Origin of the sequence: Kitasatospora sp. NPDC018058, assembly GCF_044327205.1 — a bacterium.
In the GTDB taxonomy this organism is placed as follows: Bacteria; Actinomycetota; Actinomycetes; order Streptomycetales; family Streptomycetaceae; genus Kitasatospora.
This window is the reverse complement of the sequence record NZ_JBIRFA010000017.1, coordinates 55,923-73,336: the sequence shown is the minus strand read 5'-3', so window position 1 is coordinate 73,336 and position 17,414 is coordinate 55,923. Positions and strand designations below refer to the sequence as shown.

18 protein-coding genes and 1 riboswitch are annotated in these 17,414 nt (G+C 73.2%); of the genes, 7 read left to right on the top strand and 11 right to left on the bottom strand.

Annotated elements, in window-relative coordinates; genetic code table 11:
- The first annotated feature begins 192 nt into the window (after positions 1–192).
- Both ACH4E7_RS24290 and ACH4E7_RS24285 read left to right on the top strand, forming a co-directional pair.
- A complete protein-coding gene (locus ACH4E7_RS24290) occupies positions 193–825 on the top strand; it encodes a uridine kinase (protein WP_396251125.1) in 633 nt (210 codons plus the stop codon).
- A gap of 421 nt (positions 826–1,246) precedes the next feature.
- Positions 1,247–3,166, top strand: coding sequence for an AAA family ATPase (locus tag ACH4E7_RS24285; protein WP_396251251.1), 1,920 nt, complete (start codon positions 1,247–1,249; stop codon positions 3,164–3,166).
- Between the two features lie 89 nt (positions 3,167–3,255).
- Here ACH4E7_RS24285 and ACH4E7_RS24280 read toward each other — a convergent pair whose 3' ends face one another.
- From ACH4E7_RS24280 to ACH4E7_RS24235, 10 genes are all read right to left on the bottom strand, one after another.
- Entirely contained in the window at positions 3,256–4,242 is a 987-nt protein-coding gene (locus ACH4E7_RS24280) for an NAD-dependent epimerase/dehydratase family protein (protein ID WP_396251124.1), read from the bottom strand.
- Positions 4,243–4,370: 128 nt separating this feature from the next.
- Complete coding sequence (locus ACH4E7_RS24275; protein WP_396251123.1) at positions 4,371–5,417, bottom strand: hemolysin family protein; 1,047 nt, start codon at positions 5,415–5,417, stop codon at positions 4,371–4,373.
- Positions 5,414–6,757, bottom strand: a complete 1,344-nt coding sequence (locus ACH4E7_RS24270) for a hemolysin family protein (RefSeq protein ID WP_396251122.1) — start codon at positions 6,755–6,757, stop codon at positions 5,414–5,416. The genes ACH4E7_RS24275 and ACH4E7_RS24270 overlap by 4 nt, the downstream gene beginning before the upstream one ends.
- A gap of 278 nt (positions 6,758–7,035) precedes the next feature.
- Positions 7,036–7,476 (bottom strand): PH domain-containing protein, encoded by a 441-nt coding sequence (locus ACH4E7_RS24265; RefSeq protein ID WP_396251121.1) that lies wholly within the window; start codon positions 7,474–7,476, stop codon positions 7,036–7,038.
- Between the two features lie 164 nt (positions 7,477–7,640).
- On the bottom strand, positions 7,641–8,489 hold the full coding sequence (hisG, locus tag ACH4E7_RS24260) for an ATP phosphoribosyltransferase (RefSeq protein ID WP_355669201.1): 849 nt from the start codon (positions 8,487–8,489) through the stop codon (positions 7,641–7,643).
- 53 nt (positions 8,490–8,542) lie between these two features.
- A complete protein-coding gene (locus ACH4E7_RS24255) occupies positions 8,543–8,815 on the bottom strand; it encodes a phosphoribosyl-ATP diphosphatase (RefSeq protein ID WP_097238956.1) in 273 nt (90 codons plus the stop codon).
- A gap of 101 nt (positions 8,816–8,916) precedes the next feature.
- Positions 8,917–9,390, bottom strand: coding sequence for a 6,7-dimethyl-8-ribityllumazine synthase (ribH, locus tag ACH4E7_RS24250; protein WP_396251120.1), 474 nt, complete (start codon positions 9,388–9,390; stop codon positions 8,917–8,919).
- 32 nt (positions 9,391–9,422) lie between these two features.
- Positions 9,423–10,694 carry a bifunctional 3,4-dihydroxy-2-butanone-4-phosphate synthase/GTP cyclohydrolase II gene (locus ACH4E7_RS24245; RefSeq protein WP_396251119.1) on the bottom strand — a complete coding sequence of 424 codons (1,272 nt, stop codon included), beginning with the start codon at positions 10,692–10,694 and terminating at the stop codon, positions 9,423–9,425.
- A complete protein-coding gene (locus tag ACH4E7_RS24240; RefSeq protein ID WP_396251118.1) occupies positions 10,691–11,338 on the bottom strand; it encodes a nicotinamide riboside transporter PnuC in 648 nt (215 codons plus the stop codon). Before ACH4E7_RS24240 ends, ACH4E7_RS24245 begins: the two co-directional genes overlap by 4 nt.
- A complete protein-coding gene (locus ACH4E7_RS24235; RefSeq protein ID WP_396251117.1) occupies positions 11,335–12,012 on the bottom strand; it encodes a riboflavin synthase in 678 nt (225 codons plus the stop codon). Before ACH4E7_RS24235 ends, ACH4E7_RS24240 begins: the two co-directional genes overlap by 4 nt.
- Before the next feature lie 217 nt (positions 12,013–12,229).
- Positions 12,230–12,357, bottom strand: a riboswitch (FMN riboswitch).
- Between the two features lie 245 nt (positions 12,358–12,602).
- Between ACH4E7_RS24235 and ACH4E7_RS24230 the strand changes: the two genes are divergently transcribed.
- Positions 12,603–12,851: an SCO4226 family nickel-binding protein gene (locus ACH4E7_RS24230; RefSeq protein WP_396251116.1), complete on the top strand. Its 249-nt coding sequence runs from the start codon at positions 12,603–12,605 to the stop codon at positions 12,849–12,851.
- Positions 12,852–12,915: 64 nt separating this feature from the next.
- Here ACH4E7_RS24230 and ACH4E7_RS24225 read toward each other — a convergent pair whose 3' ends face one another.
- Positions 12,916–13,230, bottom strand: coding sequence for an antibiotic biosynthesis monooxygenase family protein (locus ACH4E7_RS24225; protein WP_396251115.1), 315 nt, complete (start codon positions 13,228–13,230; stop codon positions 12,916–12,918).
- Between the two features lie 212 nt (positions 13,231–13,442).
- Here ACH4E7_RS24225 and ACH4E7_RS24220 point away from each other — a divergent pair, with 212 nt between their 5' ends.
- The 4 genes from ACH4E7_RS24220 to ACH4E7_RS24205 all read left to right on the top strand — a co-directional run bounded on the left by ACH4E7_RS24220 (position 13,443) and on the right by ACH4E7_RS24205 (position 17,356).
- On the top strand, positions 13,443–14,138 hold the full coding sequence (locus ACH4E7_RS24220; RefSeq protein WP_396251114.1) for an MSMEG_1061 family FMN-dependent PPOX-type flavoprotein: 696 nt from the start codon (positions 13,443–13,445) through the stop codon (positions 14,136–14,138).
- A 142-nt stretch (positions 14,139–14,280) separates the two neighbouring features.
- Entirely contained in the window at positions 14,281–14,697 is a 417-nt protein-coding gene (locus tag ACH4E7_RS24215) for an HIT family protein (protein ID WP_396251113.1), read from the top strand.
- 151 nt (positions 14,698–14,848) lie between these two features.
- Positions 14,849–15,904, top strand: coding sequence for a serine hydrolase domain-containing protein (locus ACH4E7_RS24210; protein WP_396251112.1), 1,056 nt, complete (start codon positions 14,849–14,851; stop codon positions 15,902–15,904).
- A 153-nt stretch (positions 15,905–16,057) separates the two neighbouring features.
- Positions 16,058–17,356 (top strand): thiolase family protein, encoded by a 1,299-nt coding sequence (locus ACH4E7_RS24205; RefSeq protein WP_396251111.1) that lies wholly within the window; start codon positions 16,058–16,060, stop codon positions 17,354–17,356.
- Positions 17,357–17,414: the final 58 nt, after the last annotated feature.

The window sequence follows — 17,414 nt, the reverse complement described above, 5'->3', positions numbered from 1 at the left end:
ATCGGGCGCCGGACCGAGGGTGTCGGCTGGTCCGGCGCGGGTGTGGCAGGTCGGCCCGACCGGCACCGGGTTGCGGTGAACGGCCGTTCACAGGCGTGGCGAAGCGAGTATGCCCGAAACCCGCCCCGGCGTCACGACCAGCACAGATGAACTGTCCGCAGTGGTGGGCTACGGCACCGTAGGGTTGACGTTGTGGCTGTTTTCGGAACCCTCCCCTCCCGCCGTCCGCCCGCGACCGGCGACGCGCTGACCTCGCTCGCCGCCGAGCTGCGGGCGCTGCCGCCGTCCTGCGGGCCGGTGCGGCTGGTCGCGGTGGACGGGCACGCGGGCTCCGGCAAGACCACCTTCGCCGGGCGGCTGGCGGCGGCGCTCGACGGGGCTCCGGTGGTCCACCTCGACGACCTGGCCACCCACACCGAGCCCTTCGAGTGGACCGGGCGGCTGCACGAGCAGGTGCTGGAGCCGCTGGCGGCCGGCCGGGACGCCGCGTACCGGGTGTACGACTGGACGCTGCGCCGCTTCGCGACCACCGCCGCGGTGCCGGCCGCCCCGGTGGTGCTGGTGGAGGGGGTCGGCGCCGGGCGCCGGGACGTTCGGTCCCGGCTGGCGCGGGTGATCTGGATGGAACTGGACGCCGTCGCGGCCCGTCGGCGGGGTGAGGAGCGGGACGGTCCGGAACTGGCTGAGTTCTGGGCCGGCTGGGCGCGCGCGGAGGCGGCGCACTTCGCCGCCGACCCGAGCCGCCCGTACGCCGCTACGCGCGTGGACGGGGTGACCGGGCGGATCCTCCCAGGCACCGTCGGTGAACCTTCAACAAGCCCTTGACCTGCGACATCACCAGGATCTAGGTTCTCCTCAGCCGCCGGAACGCAGCGTTCCGGCCGCCTCGGACCCGGCGTCCCCGGCTTGTTCCCCCGTGAGCCGGGGGCGCCGCCCGGTCCCCTCCCGCAGCGCGTCCCGCCGTCGGCACACCTCGGTTTTTCAGCCATCCGACCGCTCAACGACCGTGCGGGCGATCGCATTTGACCCTGTGCGGCACCCTTCCGGATCAGCCCTGCGCCGGTACGATTCCTGGCAGGCGTATATGCGCCCCGGGGGCTACCGACCACCGGCCCGGCCGCGCTCAGGCGAACCGCCGGCCGAGCCCCGGGCCACACCGCGGGGGGCGTGAGTGACGACGGTGGACAGTTCCGACAGTACGGCGGGCGGCCCGGACCGGCTCGCCGACCGCGCCTGGCTGCGCGCCATGGACGCCTACACGGCCGGCGCCTACGCCCGGGCCGAGGAGGAGTTCCGGGCCGCCGTCCGGCTGGACCCCGGCATGGCCGACGCCTGGCTCGGCCTGCACGCGCTGCGCAGCGACACCTCGGCGGCACTGCTGGCCATGTACCGCCACCAGAAGCGCTTCGGCGAACAGCGGCGGCTGCACCGGCGACCGCTCAGCTCCTGGTACTGGCTGGGCTGGTGGGTGCAGCCCGTCCTGGAGGACGCCCGCGATCTCGCGCTGGCGCACGCCTCGCACTGGCTGGACGGCCGCCACCTGGCCGAGCTGGACCGGGCGCTGGAGCAGTGCCCGGCGCCCAGCGAGGACCCGTCCGCCCAGTTCCTGTACGCCTGCCGCTCCTACCTGCTCAAGGACTGGGAGCAGTTGATCCGGGACACCGACCACCTGCTGGACGACCCGCTGCTGGGCATCGAGGCCGGGCTGTTCGCCGGGATGGCGCGGGTGCGGCTGGACATGTGCGCCCAGGCGCAGGCCCCGCTGGCCGCCTCGCTGGCGCGCTGCCGCTCCGAGCAGCCGCAGCGCAAGGAGCTGCGCTACTGGCTGGCCCGGGCGTACGAGGGGGCCGGGCGCAGCGCGGCGGCGCTTCCGCTGTACCGGGCGGTGCACCGGGCGGATCCGGCGTTCATGGACACCGCGGCCCGACTGGCGGCGATCGCGGCGGAGGACGCGCTCGCGGACGGGCTGCTGACGGACGGGCACTCGGGCGGGCTGGAGACCGCCGGGGCGGGCGGCGACCCGGGATACCAGAACGACACCGGGTACGCCGAAGGGCCGCTCTACGGCGAGGAGTTCGGGGCTGGGGCCGCCGCGTCGGGAGGAGGGCCCTCGGTGGACGCGAGTCTGGTGGACGACGTGTCGGACGGCGCTCCGAGCGGGCCGACGGCCGACGGGGCGTCGCAGGCGGCCGGGGAGCGGTCCGGTTCGGGCGCCCCGGTCGGCCCCGCCGCACCCGCGCCGCTGCCGGTCCGCGGCGAGGCGCAGCCCCGCCGCGCGCCCGCCCCGGCCTCCGCCCAACCGGTGGGTGACGAGCGGGAGTTGGACGCCGCACTGGCCGAACTCTCGCTGATGGTGGGCCTGGAGCCGGTCAAGCGCCAAGTGCGGGCGCTCTCGGCCCAGTTGAGAATGAGCCGGCTGCGCGCCGAGCAGGGCCTTCCGGTCCAGCCGCCGAAGCGGCACTTCGTCTTCTCCGGCCCCTCCGGCACCGGAAAGACCACCGTGGCCCGGATCCTCGGCCGGGTCTTCCACGCCCTCGGCCTGCTCTCCGGCGACCACCTGGTGGAGGCTCAAAGAGCCGACCTGGTCGGCGAGTTCCTCGGCCAGACGGCCGTCAAGGCGAACGACCTGATCGACTCCGCGCTGGACGGCGTGCTGTTCATCGACGAGGCGTACAGCCTCTCCAACTCCGGCTACACCAAGGGCGACGCGTACGGCGACGAGGCGCTCCAGGTGCTGCTGAAGCGGGCCGAGGACAACCGGGACCGGCTGGTGGTGATCCTGGCCGGCTACCCCGAGGGGATGAACCGGCTGCTCGCCACCAACCCCGGCCTCAACTCCCGCTTCACCACCCGGGTCGACTTCCCGAGCTACCGCCCCGACGAGCTGACCGCCATCGGCGCGGCGCTGGCCGGCCGGGACGGCGACGGCTGGGACGAGGACGCCGCCGAGGAGCTGGCCAGCATCTGCACCCACGTGGTGCGCGAGGGCTGGATCGACGAGCTGGGCAACGGCCGGTTCATCCGCACCCTGTACGAGAAGTCCTGCGCCTACCGGGACCTGCGGCTGTCGCTGCTGCGCGAGCCGCCGGGCCGGGAGGACCTGGCCACGCTGCGGCTGCCGGACCTGGTGCAGGCCTACGGGGAGCTGATCGACGGCCGGGGCTAGGGGGCTGTCTCTCGGGTCCTTGCCGGGTCCGCCGGAACCCAGGACGACAGAACCCAGGACACCGGGCCCGAACGGCTCCCCGCGCCCCCTCACCCCTGCAGCAGCTTCGCCTCGCGCTCGGGGTCGAGCCCGAGGTTCGGCCGGTCGGCGCGCTGCGGGGCGTCGCCGCCGATGGACCGCAGCCAGGCCCAGGTGTCCGCGACCGTCTCGGTGACCGGGCGGCAGCGCAGCCCGGCGGCGACCGCGCGGGCGACCGAGGCGCCGTGCAGGAAGTCGTGGAGCTCGCCCGGCGCCAGCCAGATCGGCAGCTCGGTCCACGGCTCGACGCCCGCCGCGATGATCCGCTCCGGGTCGGTCCAGCGCAGCTCGGCGTCCGAACCGGTGGCCGAGACGCAGGCCGCCAGCAGCCCGCCCATGGTGGTGTGGCCGGCCGGGCTGACCACGTTGTACGGGCCGGCCAGGCGGGCCGCGACCGCGTCCAGGGTCCAGATCGCGAGGTCGCGGCCGTCGATGTACTGCAGTGCCGTCTCGCGCGGGCCGGGGGCGAGCACCGGGCCGCCGCGGGCGATCCGGTTGAGCCACCAGGGCAGTCGGCCGATGTTCTCGTACGGGCCGAGGATCAGCCCGGCGCGCACCAGCAGGGCGCGCCCGCCGTACTCCGCGTCCAGGGCCAGTTCGGCGCCGCGCTTGGCCTCGGCGTAGGCCACCTCGCCGGTCAGGTCCGGGGAGGAGGGGACCACCGGCGCCGTCTCGTCCGCCCCGGCGCGCAGCGGGTAGTCGTACACCGACCGGCTGGAGATGTACGCGTAGTGGCCGACCCGGCCGGACAGCTGCCGGGCGCTGTCGCGCACCGCCGCCGGGGCCCAGGACCAGGTGTCCACCACCGCGTCCCACTCCCCCGTGGCGAGCGCTGCGAGGCCGTCCTCGGCCGTACGGTCGCCCACCAGCACCCGCACGCCCTCGGGCGCGGGCTGCGTGCCGCGGTTGAGGGCCGTCACCTCCCATCCGCGGGCGAGGGCCTCCTCGGCGATGGCGCGTCCGACGAACTTCGTTCCACCCAGCAGGAGAAGTCTCATGCCGACCAGCCTGCTCCGAGGGTGGCCGGCGTGGGAACCGCTGAACGCTCTGGGCGGAATCGCCACGGGCGGACACGCCGTCAGCGAACGGAGGTGTACCGACCGGAGGTGTCCCGACCAGGGGTGTGCTAGGCGGTGGTGCGGTGGTCGGGGTCGTGCATCTCGCCGACCAGCTCCTCCAGCACGTCCTCCAGCATCACTACGCCCACCGTGCGGCCGTCCTGGTCCAGCACGGCGGCCAGGTGGCAGGTGGCCCGGCGCATCGCGCCGAGGGCGTCGTCCAGCGGGAGGCCACCGCGCAGCACCGTGATCGGCCGCCACAGCCGGGCGGGGACGGGCGCCGACGGGTCCTCCACGTCGAGGATGTCCTTGAGGTGGAGGTAACCGAGGTAGCCGCGGCCGGCCGGGTCGCCGTCGGTGACCGGGAAGCGCGAGAAACCGGTGCGCAGGGCGAGCTCCTCGACCTCGGCGGCGGTCGCCTTCGGGTCCACGGTGACCAGTTCCTCGGGCCGCAGCAGCACGTCGGTGACCGGGCGGCGGCCCATCTCCAGGGCGTCCTCTAGACGCTCCTGGCGCTCCTCGTCGAGCAGGCCGGCGTCCCGGGAGTCGACCAGCAGGTACATCAGCTGCTCGGTGGTGAACACCGACTCGACCTCGTCCTTGGCCTCGACCCGGAACAGCTTCAGCACGCCGTTGGCGAAGGCGTTCAGCAGCCGGATCACCGGGGTGAGCCAGCGGGCCAGCCGGTCCAGCGGCGGGCCGAGCCAGAGCGCGGCCTTCTCCGGGCCGGCCATGGCCATGTTCTTCGGCACCATCTCACCCATCACCATGTGGAGGAAGACCACGAGGGCGAGCGAGATCCCGTACGAGAGCGGGTGCATCAGTGCGGACGGGACGCCGATCGCGTGGAACGGGCCCTCCAGCAGCACGGCGATGGTCGGCTCGGCGAGCGCGCCGAGGCCCAGCGAGCAGACGGTGATGCCCAGCTGGGCGGCGGCCAGCATCGCGGAGACGTTGGACAGCGCGTGCAGCACGGTGCGGGCGCGCTTGTGGCCGGCCTCGGCGAGCGGCTCGATCTGGCTGCGGCGCACCGACACGACGGCGAACTCGGCGCCGACGAAGAACGCGTTGCCGAGCAGCAGCAGGATGGCGAGGCCCAGTTGCAGCACGATCATCGGGCGCCCTCCTCGTCCTCGCCGAACACGGCGGGCGCGGAGGTGCGCTCCACCCGGACCTGGCTGGTGCGGTGCCGGTCGACGCCGGTCACGGTGAACCGCCAGCCGGGCAGTCCGGCCTGCTCGCCCACGTCGGGGAGCTTGCCGAGCAGGTCGGCGACCAGACCGGCCAGGGTCTCGTACGGGCCGTCCGGGGCGTTCAGGCCGATGGCCTCCAGCTGGTCGAGCCGGGCGCGGCCGTCGGCCTCCCAGGCGGGCAGGCCGCCGACGGTCGGCAGCGGGAGCAGCTCGGGGCGGTCGGCCGGGTCGTGCTCGTCCTGCACCTCGCCGACGATCTCCTCGACGATGTCCTCGACGGTGACGACGCCGGCGGTGCCGCCGTACTCGTCGACCACGATGGCCATCGGCTGGAGGCGGCGCAGTCGGTCGAGCAGCCGCTCGGCGGACAGGGTCTCGGGCACCAGCAGCGGCGGCGAGGCCAGCGCGCCGACCTTCACCAGACCGCGCCGGGCGGCCGGGACGGCGAGGGCGTCCTTGAGCGTCACGATGCCGGTGACCTCGTCCAGGCTGTCGGCGTAGACCGGGAAGCGGGACAGGCCGGTGGCCCGGGTCAGGTTGACGACGTCGGAGGCGGTGGCGTCGCGTTGAAGGGCGGAGACGTCGACCCGCGGGGTCATCACGGACTCGGCGGTCAGCTCGCCGAGGCCGAGGGTGCGGACGAACAGGGTCGCCGACTCCTCGTCTATCGCGCCGGCCTTGGCCGAGTGGCGGGCCAGCGAGACCAGCTCGGCCGGGGTCCGGGCGTGGTCCAGCTCCTCCTGCGGCTCGATGCCGAAGGCCCGGACCGTCCTGTCGGCGGCGCCGTTCAGGAAGCTGATCAGCGGGCGGCAGACGAAGGAGAAGGCCATGTGTGGGGCGGCGACCGAGCGGGCCACCTGGAGCGGGCGGGCGATCGCCCAGTTCTTCGGGACCAGCTCGCCGATCACCATCTGCACGACGGTGGCCAGCACCATGCCGACCACCACGGCGGCGCCGCGGGCGACCGGGTCGGGCACGCCGATGCCCGACATCACGGGCCGCAGCAGGGTCGACAGGGCCGGCTCGGCGAGCATGCCGACCACCAGCGAGGTGACGGTGATGCCCAGCTGGGCGCCGGAGAGTTCGAAGGAGAGGTGCCGCAGGGCCCTGGCGACCCGGCCGGACTTGGCGTCTCCGGCCTCGGCCGAACGTTCCACCGCGCCGCGGTCGGCGGTCACGAAGGCGAACTCGGCGGCCACGAAGAGGCCGTTGGCGAGGATCAGGAGGACGGCCGCGAACAACAGCAGCCAGGCGGTGATCACAGTGCCGCCTGCCTTCCGGGCGTCGGAAGCGAGGCGGCGCAGGTACTACCGGACGGATCGTCCATCGAGGGGGAGTGTCACTCCTCAGGTCGGTTCGAGTCAGGTCGGGCTCTTGTCGGACGACCTGCGGGCAGGGCTGAAGTTTTGCCCCGCTTTTACCAGCGTAGACCATGCCGGGGCGACGGTAGGAAGCGTGTTCGGGACCCGCCGGGTCGCGGAACCGCAGGTCCCGGTGCTGTCCGGCGCGGATCGTCGTCCGGCCCGGGGCGTGGTCCGGTTCAGACCCGGCTGTGGTGCTCGACCAGGTCGCGCAGCGCGCGGGCGTCCGCGATCGCCTGGGCCTTGCCGACGCCGGACTGGATGCCGACCGCGGCGAGCGAGGTGCCGTCGGCGAGGTCGAGGGTGGCCCACGGGTCGCCCTGGCGGAAGTTGATCCGGACGATCTCGGCCCAGGCGAGCCGGCGGCTGCGGACGAAGTTGACCACCGTCACGCCCTCCGCGTCCGCGGTCACCCGGGGGCGGGCCAGCATCAGCCCCACGCAGGCGAACAGCACACCGCTGACGATCATCATGATCCGGTCGTTGAGCTGCCAGTTCGCCGGGAGCAGCAGGGCCAGCACGGCGAACAGCACCACCAGCAGGGCGCAGACCGGCAGCAGGACCGCGCGGGTGCGGCGGGGCGCCCAGGTGACGGGGAACTGGACGGGCGGCGTGGACACGTGGGGTCTCCGGTGGTTCTGGTGGCGGCGCGCGGCACGCGGAGTGCCGACGGCGAAGGGCGGGGACGCCGGTCGGCGTCCCCGCCCCTATTGAACCGTTCTTCACTCGCGGCCTGACGGGCAGGTCGTCCGGGCCCGCCTTCCGGACGGCCCGTTCGGGCAGGTCAGAGGCGGCAGGCGTGGATGTTGGTGACCAGGATGGCCCGGGCACCGATGCCCCACAGGTCGTCCATGATCCGCTGGGCCTCCTTGCGGAGCACCATCGAGCGGACGGCCACCCAGCCCTCGGTGTGCAGCGGGGAGACCGTCGGCGACTCCAGGCCGGGGGTGAGCGCCACGGCGGCGCCGACCTTCTCCGCGCGGATGTCGTAGTCCATCAGCACGTAGCGGCGGGCCACCAGCACGCCCTGCAGGCGGCGCAGGAACTGCTCCACCCGCGGGTCCTCGCCCGCGCCCTTGGGGCGGATCACCACGGCGTCCGAGATCAGGATCGGGTCGCCGAAGACCTCCAGGCCCGCGTTGCGCAGGCTGGTGCCGGTCTCCACCACGTCGGCGATGACGTCGGCGACGCCCAGCTGCACCGCGGTCTCGACCGCGCCGTCCAGCTTGGTGACCGTCGCCTTCACGCCGTGGTCGGCGAGGTGCTGCTCGACCAGACCGGTGTAGGAGGTCGCGATCCGCAGGCCCTCCAGGCCCTTCACGTCCTCGACGTCCACGCCCTCGGGGCGGGCGAAGCGGAAGGTCGACCCGGCGAAGCCGAGGGCGAGCACCTCCTCCGCGTTGGAGTGCGAGTCCAGCAGCAGGTCGCGGCCGGTGATGCCGACGTCGAGACGGCCGGAGCCGACGTAGACGGCGATGTCGCGCGGGCGCAGGAAGAAGAACTCGACGTCGTTGTTCGGGTCGACGAGTACGAGCTCCTTGGGATCCTTCCGCTGGCGGTAGCCGGCCTCATGGAGCATCTCCGCCGCGGGACCCGAGAGAGAACCCTTGTTGGGGACGGCGATGCGCAGCATGGGAGGTTGCTTCCTTACCTGTTGGGAGGGGTGTGCTCGGGGAGCTTGAGGGTTTAGAGGTACTTGTAGACGTCGTCGAGCGTCAGCCCGCGGGCGATCATCATCACCTGAAGGTGGTACAGGAGCTGCGAGATCTCCTCAGCCGTCTGCTCGTCCGACTGGAACTCGGCGGCCATCCAGACCTCGGCGGCCTCCTCGACGACCTTCTTGCCGATCGCATGGACGCCCTGCTGGACGAGCTGCGCGGTACGGGAGGACGAGGGGTCGCCGGTGGCGGCCTTCTGCTGGAGCTCGGCGAAGAGCTCCTCGAATGTCTTCGAAGCCATGATGGGGCCACCTTACGGCGTGCGGGCGGACGGACGGTAAACGGTCCCGGACCGTGGACGGTCCGGTGGACGTCCACGGTCCGGGACCGCGCGGGCTGCCGTCAGCGCGCGGCGCGCAGCACCGCGGCAGTGGCGACGGCGGCGGTGACGGCCTCGTGGCCCTTGTCCTCGGCGGAGCCCGGCAGACCGGCCCGGTCGAGGGCCTGCTCCTCGTTGTCGCAGGTCAGCACGCCGAAGCCGACCGGGACGCCGGTGTCGACGCTGACCTGGGTGAGGCCGACGGTGGCCGCCTGGCAGACGTAGTCGAAGTGCGGGGTGCCGCCGCGGATCACCACGCCCAGGGCGATCACGGCGTCGTAGCCGCGGTCGGCGAGTCGCTTGGCGGCGACCGGCAGCTCGAAGGTGCCGGGGACGCGCAGCACGGTCGGCTCGGCGATGCCCAGCTCCTTGAGCGCGCGGTGGGCGCCGTCCAGCAGGCCGTTCATCACCGTGTCGTGCCACTGGGCGGCGATGACCGCGACCTTGAGGTCGGCGACGCCGTCGATGGTCAGCTCGGGGGCTCCGTGGCCGCTCATGTCTTCCTACTTCCTGTGGTTGGTGGGGTGCTTCAGGAGCCCAGGCCGGGCAGGTCGTGGCCCATCCGGTCGCGCTTGGTGCGCAGGTAGCGCAGGTTGTGCTCGCCGGGCGCGATCTCGACCGCCTCGCGCCCCTTGACCTTGAGGCCGTGCTCGGTGAGCGCGGTCAGCTTCTGCGGGTTGTTGGTCAGCAGGGTGAGCGAGCGGACGCCGAGGTCCACCAGCATCTGCGCCGCGATGCTGTAGTCACGGGCGTCGGCGGGCAGGCCGAGGTCCAGGTTGGCGTCGACGGTGTCGCGCCCCTGCTCCTGCAGCTCGTACGCGCGCAGCTTGTGGGCCAGGCCGATCCCCCGGCCCTCGTGGCCGCGCAGGTAGAGCACCACGCCGCGGCCGGCCTCGGCGACCCGCTGCAGCGAGGCCTCCAGCTGCGGGCCGCAGTCGCAGCGCAGCGAGCCGAAGACGTCGCCGGTCAGGCACTCGGAGTGGACCCGCACCAGGACGTCCTCGCCGTCCGGCAGGTGTCCGTCGGCGCCGAGGCCGCCGGCCACCAGGGCGATGTGCTCGACGCCGTCGATGGTGCCCTTGTAGCCGACCGCGGTGAACTCGCCGTGCGCGGTGGGCAGGGCGGTGGTGGCGGCCCGGTCGACGTGCAGCTCGGTGCGGCGGCGGTAGGCGATCAGGTCCTCGATGGAGATGATCGCGAGGCCGTGCTCACGGGCGAAGGCGACCAGTTCGGGAAGCCGGGCCATGCTGCCGTCATCGTTGACCACCTCGGCGATCGCGCCGGCCGGCGCCAGCCCGGCGAGACGGGCCAGGTCGACGGCGGCCTCGGTGTGACCGGGGCGCACCAGCACGCCGCCCTCGACGGCGCGCAGCGGGAAGACGTGCCCGGGGCGGGTGAGGTCGCCGGGCTCGGTGCCGGGCGAGGAGAGCAGCCGTACCGTACGGGCGCGGTCGGCGGCGGAGATGCCGGTGTCGACCCCCTCACGGGCGTCCACCGAGACGGTGTAGGCGGTGCCCTTGCGGTCCTCGTTGACCTGGGTCATCGGCGGGAGCTTGAGGCGGTCCAGCTCCTCCCCGGTCATCGGGGCGCAGATCACGCCGGAGCTGTAGCGGATGGTGAAGGCCATCAGCTCGGGGGTGGCCGCGGAGGCGGCGAAGACGATGTCGCCCTCGTTCTCGCGGTCCTCGTCGTCGACCACGATCACCGCGCGGCCGAGCGCGATGTCGGCGATCGCCCGCTCGACGGGGTCGAGGACCAGCTCTTCGCCGGCGCCGCTCTCGAAGGTCTGGTTCTCGGTCATGCCGTGACTCCCTGCGGGACGTTGGTGGACGTGACTCGCGGCTCACGGGTGCTCAGCCACCAGGAGCGCAGGCCGAGCAGCACCAGGACGAAGTAGATCGAGTAGGTGAGGCCGGAGAAGGTGTAACCGCTGTTGAAGGCGAGGGGGACGCCGACCGCGTCGACGGCGATCCAGGCGAACCAGAACTCCAGCCAGCCGCGCGCCTGGGCGATCATCGCGGCGAGCGTGCCGACGAAGATGTAGGCGTCCGACCAGGGGCTCCAGGACAGGCTGGGGTAGGCGGTGAACAGCGTCGCCAGGGCGACGGTGCCGACCGCGGTGCCGGCCACCAGGGCAGCCCGCTCGGGCCAGCTGGCGAACCGTACGGCGATGGCACCGGTGTCGCGGCGGCCGCGGCGCCACTGCGCCCAGCCCCAGGCGGCGGTGGCGATGACGATCAGCTGCTTGCCGATCAGGCCGGGGACGTGGCCCCCGAGGTAGGCGGTGATCAGCACGACGCCGGACAGGAGCTGCACCGGCCAGCTCCAGACCGAGCGGCGCCAGCCGAGCGCGAGGCCGCCGAACCCGAGCAGGTTGCCGATCATGTCGGCCCACTTCACGTGTTCACCGAGGACGGTGAACGCCTCTCCGCTGAGCCAGCTCACTTCGACTCCCCCGTGATGTGATCGAGGTTCGGCAGGGTCGGGAGGGCGCGCGATTCGAGCAGCCGCTCCACGTACTTGGCGAGCACGTCCACCTCCAGGTTGACGCTCTCGCCAGCCGTCTTGGCGCCGAGCGTGGTCAGCGCGAGGGTGGCCGGGATGAGACTGACGGTGAAGCTGTCGCGAGCGGCCTCCACCACGGTGAGGCTGACGCCGTCGACCGTGATCGAGCCCTTCTCCACCAGGTAGCGGGAGATGGACTCCGGCAGCGAGAAGCGCAGCACCTCCCAGCGCAGGTTGCCGTCCGCGTCGCGCTCGCCGGGCTCGCGGCTCAACAGCCGCCCGGTGGCGTCGACATGGCCCTGCACCAGGTGGCCGCCGAGGCGGGCGCCGAGCGCCATGGCGCGCTCCAGGTTGACCCGGGAACCGGGCTTCAACTCGCCCAGGCTGGAACGGTGCAGCGTCTCGGCCATCACGTCGGCGCTGAACTCGCCGGTCTCGGCGGCCAGTTGCTCGGGGCTGTCGACGACGGTCAGGCAGACGCCGTTGACCGCGATGGAGTCGCCGTGCCGCGCACCGGAACAGACCACCGGGCCGCGCAGGCGGATTCGCGAGGAGTCGCCGATCTCCTCGATCGACACGACCTCGCCGAGCTCTTCGATGATGCCGGTGAACACCCGGGTCTCCTCGCGCTTGGGGCGCGGACTCCGGGGCGGCAGAGGGAGATGACACGGACGGGCAACGGTGGACGAACCCGTGGGCACGACCCGTCGCCGGGGTACCGGGGGCCGCCGGGAGATCGCTCGCCCGGCCCGGGAGACACCTCTCCCGCCGTTCACCTGACCGCGGTCCGGTCCGGTTTCGATGGACCACGGGTACTGCTCTTCGTCCGCCCGCGCACGCCTCCCATCCGGACTTTAACCGTCGGTCCAGGAATTTCACCTGGTCAACCGGCCGCTGGCTGCGGACGGGTCGCGGACTGTAACCGCCGGTTCGGATTTTCACCGACCCCGGAGTGCGCTGAACGTCACTGCTGTTGACGTCATTCTGCCACGAGCGACGCGCGTCCAGGGAGGGTCTTCGACTGTGGCCTGTTTCACGATTGGTGCGGGGAATGCGCCGCGCAGTGACGGACGCTGCTTCCGGGCCGACCGGTCCCGTGGTGTGGCGGGGCCCGTCCGGCGCTGCGGCCACGCCGCCTGGTGGCGCCGTCACACACCGAGGACGAGGCTGGTGGTGGGGACCGGAACGTTCGGAGGCGAGGGCGATGGCGAAGTTCATGGACACCCACCACGGGATGAAGGGGATCACGGCGGAGCAGCTCAAGGCGGCCCACGCCGCTGACCTGGCGATCGAGGGCGAGGAAGGCGTCCACTTCGAGCACGCGTGGGCGGACCCGGACTCGGGCACGGTGTACTGCCTGTCCGAGGCGCCGACCAAGGAAGCGGTGCTACGGGTCCACGACCGTACCGGGCACCCGGCGGACGAGATCCACCCGGTGCCGTTGTCGGCGTAGGGCCCCGGCGTTCGGCCGGTGTGAAGCCCCGGTACGCGGAGCCCCGGTATCCGAGGCCGGCGGTTCAGAGCATGGCGGGTGCGGTGATCGGCATGAAGTGGGTGACCACCGGGGGGTGCGCGAGAAAGCACATCTCGCCCTCCGAGCAGACCGGCCGGATCCGCCACATCGGCCCGGCGTACCCGCGCAGGGCCTCCTCATCCCGCCAGCGACTCACCACGAGCACCCGGTGCCCTCCCTCGGTCACCGAGCGCAGCAGCTCGCCGCCGAGACAGCCGTCCGTACGCCCCAGCTGCGGAATCAGCTGAGAGGTCAGGTGCGTGCAGAACTCCTCGAAGCGATCGGACACGACCTGCCCGGTCCAGATTCTGACGATCACGACCACCACCTCCGGCTGGCTGGAGTCCCTGGCCCCATTATCAGCGGAAAACCGCTGGTGGGGAGGGGTACCGCGGCCCTTTCGCGAAGAGCTGGGGAAGCCGGGGGGAGCGGCCGGGGAGGCGGTGCGGGACGGAGCCGGTCGCGGACCGCGGGCCGGGGGTGTGGCGAAGGACTCCGGCTCGGCTCCCCCGGGTCCCGTAGATTCCCGGTATGACCACCACACCGGATGCTGCCGTTCCGTCAACCACCGCTACGGCCACGCCGAACAGGCTGTTCGCCGCCCTCAGCGCGGAGGCCCTCACCAACCCCGACCAGCTGCGCGAGATCTACGAGCAGCCGGGTGACCACGCGCGCCGCAAGCAGGTGGACCGGCTGCACGAGGCCGCGCAGCGGCTGATCGCGTGCTCCTCGCTGGTGTTCGTCGCCAGCTCCGACGCCGCCGGGCGCTGCGACGTCTCCCCGCGCGGCGGGCCGGCCGGGCTGGTCTCGGTGCTCGACGAGCAGACCCTGGCCATACCGGACGCGACCGGGAACAAGCGCCTGGACACGCTGCACAACATCCTGGAGAACGGCCGGGTCGGGCTGCTCTTCGTCGTACCGGGTCGGGACACCACCCTGCGGGTCAACGGACGGGCCTGCGTCTCGACCGACCCGGAGCTGCTGCGGCAGCTGACGGCGGTCGGCAAGCCGCCGCGCAGCGCGATCGTGGTGGCGGTGGAGGAGGTGTACGCGCACTGCCCGAAGGCCCTCCTGCGCGGGTCGGCGTGGAAGCCGGGGAACTGGCTGGCCAAGGACGCGCAGCCGAGCTCGGCGGAGATCACGCTGTCGCACCTGCGGGACGAGTCGCTGACGATCGAGATGATCGAGCAGGCGGAGCGGGAGGCGCTGCTGTACCGGTACGAGTAGGGGCGCGCGTAGCGGTACGCGTGGGGAGAGCGCGTACCGGTGCGGGGGCGAGCGCACCCGGTCGGCGGCCGGACGGGCGCCGTCGGGCGGACCCGGGGCCTGCGGGGGTGCCGGGGCCTCCGCCGGTCGCTTGAATGGACGGATGGACTGCGTGTTCTGTGCGGTGGTGGCGGGCGAGGAGCCCGCGCACCGGGTGCTGGACGACGAGGCGGCGGTGGCCTTCCTGGACCGCCGGCCGCTGTTCCCCGGCCATGTGCTGGTCGTACCGCGTGCCCACCACCGGACCCTGGCGGACCTCCCGCCCGCCGAGGTCGGACCGTTCTTCCTGCGGGTGCAGCGGGTGGCGGCGGCCGTCGAGCGGGGGCTGGGCGCGGCGGGCAGTTTCGTGGCGGCGAACAACCGGATCAGCCAGTCGGTGCCGCATCTGCACGTCCACGTGGTGCCGCGGAACCCCAAGGACGGGCTGCGCGGGTTCTTCTGGCCGCGGGGGAAGTACCCGGACGAGGCGGTAGCGGTGGAGGTCGCGGCCCGGCTGCGGGCGGCGCTCGGGGAGTCGTAGCCCGCCTCCGCCGATCCGGCGAGGAGCACGCTGCGACGTCCATACGATGCGGAGGATAGCGCCCCGTACGCCCGGAGGAGCAGCGGGAGGCTGTCGAAATCGGCTTCGGGGCGGACGATTTCGCAGGTCGGGGCGGCCTAGGCTCACAGCCATGGAAGAACTCGCCAGTCTCGTACAACAGGCCGCCGACCGGCTCGCGGGCCAGCACGTCGGCGCGGTGGTCGCCGGGCTGGCCGACGGCGACGTGGAGATCCGCGGCGCCGGGCGGACCGGCCCGGGCGGCGGTGTGCCCGGTCCGCACACCCTGTTCGAAGTCGGTTCCGTCACCAAGGTGTTCACCTCACTCCTGCTCGCGCGGTTGGCCCTCGACGGCGCGGTGCGGCTCGACGAGCCGCTCGCGGAGGTGCTCGACGACGCCGTGGCCGTCCCGGTCCGGGGCGGGCAGCCGATCGTCCTTCGGCACCTCGCCACCCACACCTCGGGTCTCCCCCGGCTGCCGAGGGGCATGGCGGTGCGGGCGCTGCTCACACCCAACAAGCCTGATCCGTACGCCCGTTGCACCGTGGAGGCGGTGTTGGACGGGCTCGCCAGGACGCGGTTGCGGGCCGTGCCCGGGCGCAGCTTCCGCTACTCCAACCTCGGGGCCGGACTGCTCGGGCTGGCCCTCGCCCGGCGGGTCGGCGCCGGGTACGGGGAGCTGGTGGCGCGCGAGGTCTGCGGGCCGCTGGGGCTGGCCGACACCTGCCTGCGGCCGGGTGAGGAACGGTCCGGACGGCTGGCGCGGGGGCACACACCGGGCGGGCGGCCGGTGCCGTACTGGGACTTGGCGGCGATACCGGGCATGGGCGGGCTCCGGTCCACGGCCGCCGACCTCGTGATGCTCCTGCGGGCCCAGCTGTCCGCCGAGCGCGAGCCGGACGGGCCGCTGGCGCCCGCGATCATCTTCACCCGGGAGACCCGGCACCGGGTCAACCCGTTCGCCTGGACGCACCTCGGCTGGCTCGGCCACCGGCTGCACAGCCGGCAGGGCGGCCATCTGCAGCTGTGGCACAACGGGGGCACGGGCGGGTTCAGCTCCTTCGTCGCGTTCGATCCGGAGAAGCAGGTGGGGGTGGCGGTACTGGTCAATACCCGGCGGTCGGTGGACGCGGTCGGGACGGCGCTGCTTCGGCGGCTGCAGCTCGGGGCCGGCGCGGCGGGGCGCTGATCGACTCCTCTCGGGGTGGAACGGGACACGGTCCGACCGTTTCGGGCCAAAAGGTGTCGATTGGCACTGTTCCCGGAGCCGGTCGGGCGTTGATGCCGGTGTTCCGACAGTCGTGATTCCGCTTGGGGAGACCACCGAGGGCAAGGAGGCCGAGTGGCGATGGTGTGGTCGCCGGTGTGGGCGCGGTCGCTCATGCCGGAGAGCGGCCAGGCCCGGCGCGGGCCGGCCGGGTCGCTCGGGCCGCTCGGGCCGGTGGTGCGGGTGCACCGGGGCTTCCGGCCGATGCCCTGGCGGGCGCGGACCTGGGCGGACGCCGCGGCGGCGGTCCTCGCGGAGGCGCTCTGCCTGGCGCTCGGCGAGTGGTGGCCCGCCCCTGTGGTGGCCGCCGCGGCGGTGCTCGCCACCACCGGTTACGGGCGGCCGCGGCGCGCTCCCGGGCTGCGGTCCGCGCGGGTCCACATGGGCGGGCTGGCGCTGGTCGGGGCGGACGGCGGGGAGCGGCTGCTGCCGTGGGGCGAGGTGGAGGCCAGCGAGCACTCGCCCGGCGAGTGGCGCGGGCGGCCCGAGCAGGGGCGAATATGGCCGGCCGGGGCGTACGACGTGGTGGTGGCCTGCGGGATCGAGTCGATGAGCCGAGTGCCGATGTGGTCCAACGTGCCGCCGGGGGCTGACCCGTTCGGCGCCTCGATCGCGGCCCGCTACCCGGGCGGACTGGTCCCGCAGGGAGTCAGCGCCGAGCTGATCGCCGCCAAGTGGTCGATCACGCGGGAGGCGATGGACGAGTTCGCGGCCGGTTCGCACACCAAGGCGGCCCGAGCCCATGCCGAGGGCCGGTTCGCGGACGAGCTGGTCCCGGTGGGGACGCCGGGCGGCCTGGTGACCATGGACGAGTCGGTGCGCCCGGGCACCACACCCGAGGTGCTGGCGGGCCTGCGCCCCGCCTTCGCCGACCCGTCCTACGAGGAGCGCTTCCCGCAGATCAGCTGGTCGGTGACCGCGGGCAACAGCAGCCCGATCAACGACGGCGCCTCCGCGGTGCTGATCACCAGCAGTGAGACCGCCGCCCGGCTCGGTCTGCGGCCGCTGGCCCGGCTGCACTCCTTCGCGGTCACCGGCTCGGACCCGCTGCCGATGCTCACCGGCGTGCTGCCCGCGACCGAGAAGGTGCTGCGCCGCTCGGGCCTCTCACTCGCCGACATCGACCTGTTCGAGGTGAACGAGGCCTTCGCCAGCGTGGTCCTGGCCTGGCTGCAGGAGACCGGCGCCGATCCGGCCCGGCTCAACGTCAACGGCGGCGCGATCGCCCTCGGCCATCCGCTGGGCGCCAGCGGCACCCGGCTGATGACCACCCTGGTGCACGAACTGCGGCGCAGCGGCGGGCGGTTCGCACTGCAGACCATGTGCGAGGCGGGCGGCCTGGCCAACGCGACGATCCTGGAGGCGATCCACTGATCCCGCCCGTCCGCCCGTCCCCTAGGGGGCACTCCGGGTGCGTCCCGGCCGGGATCAA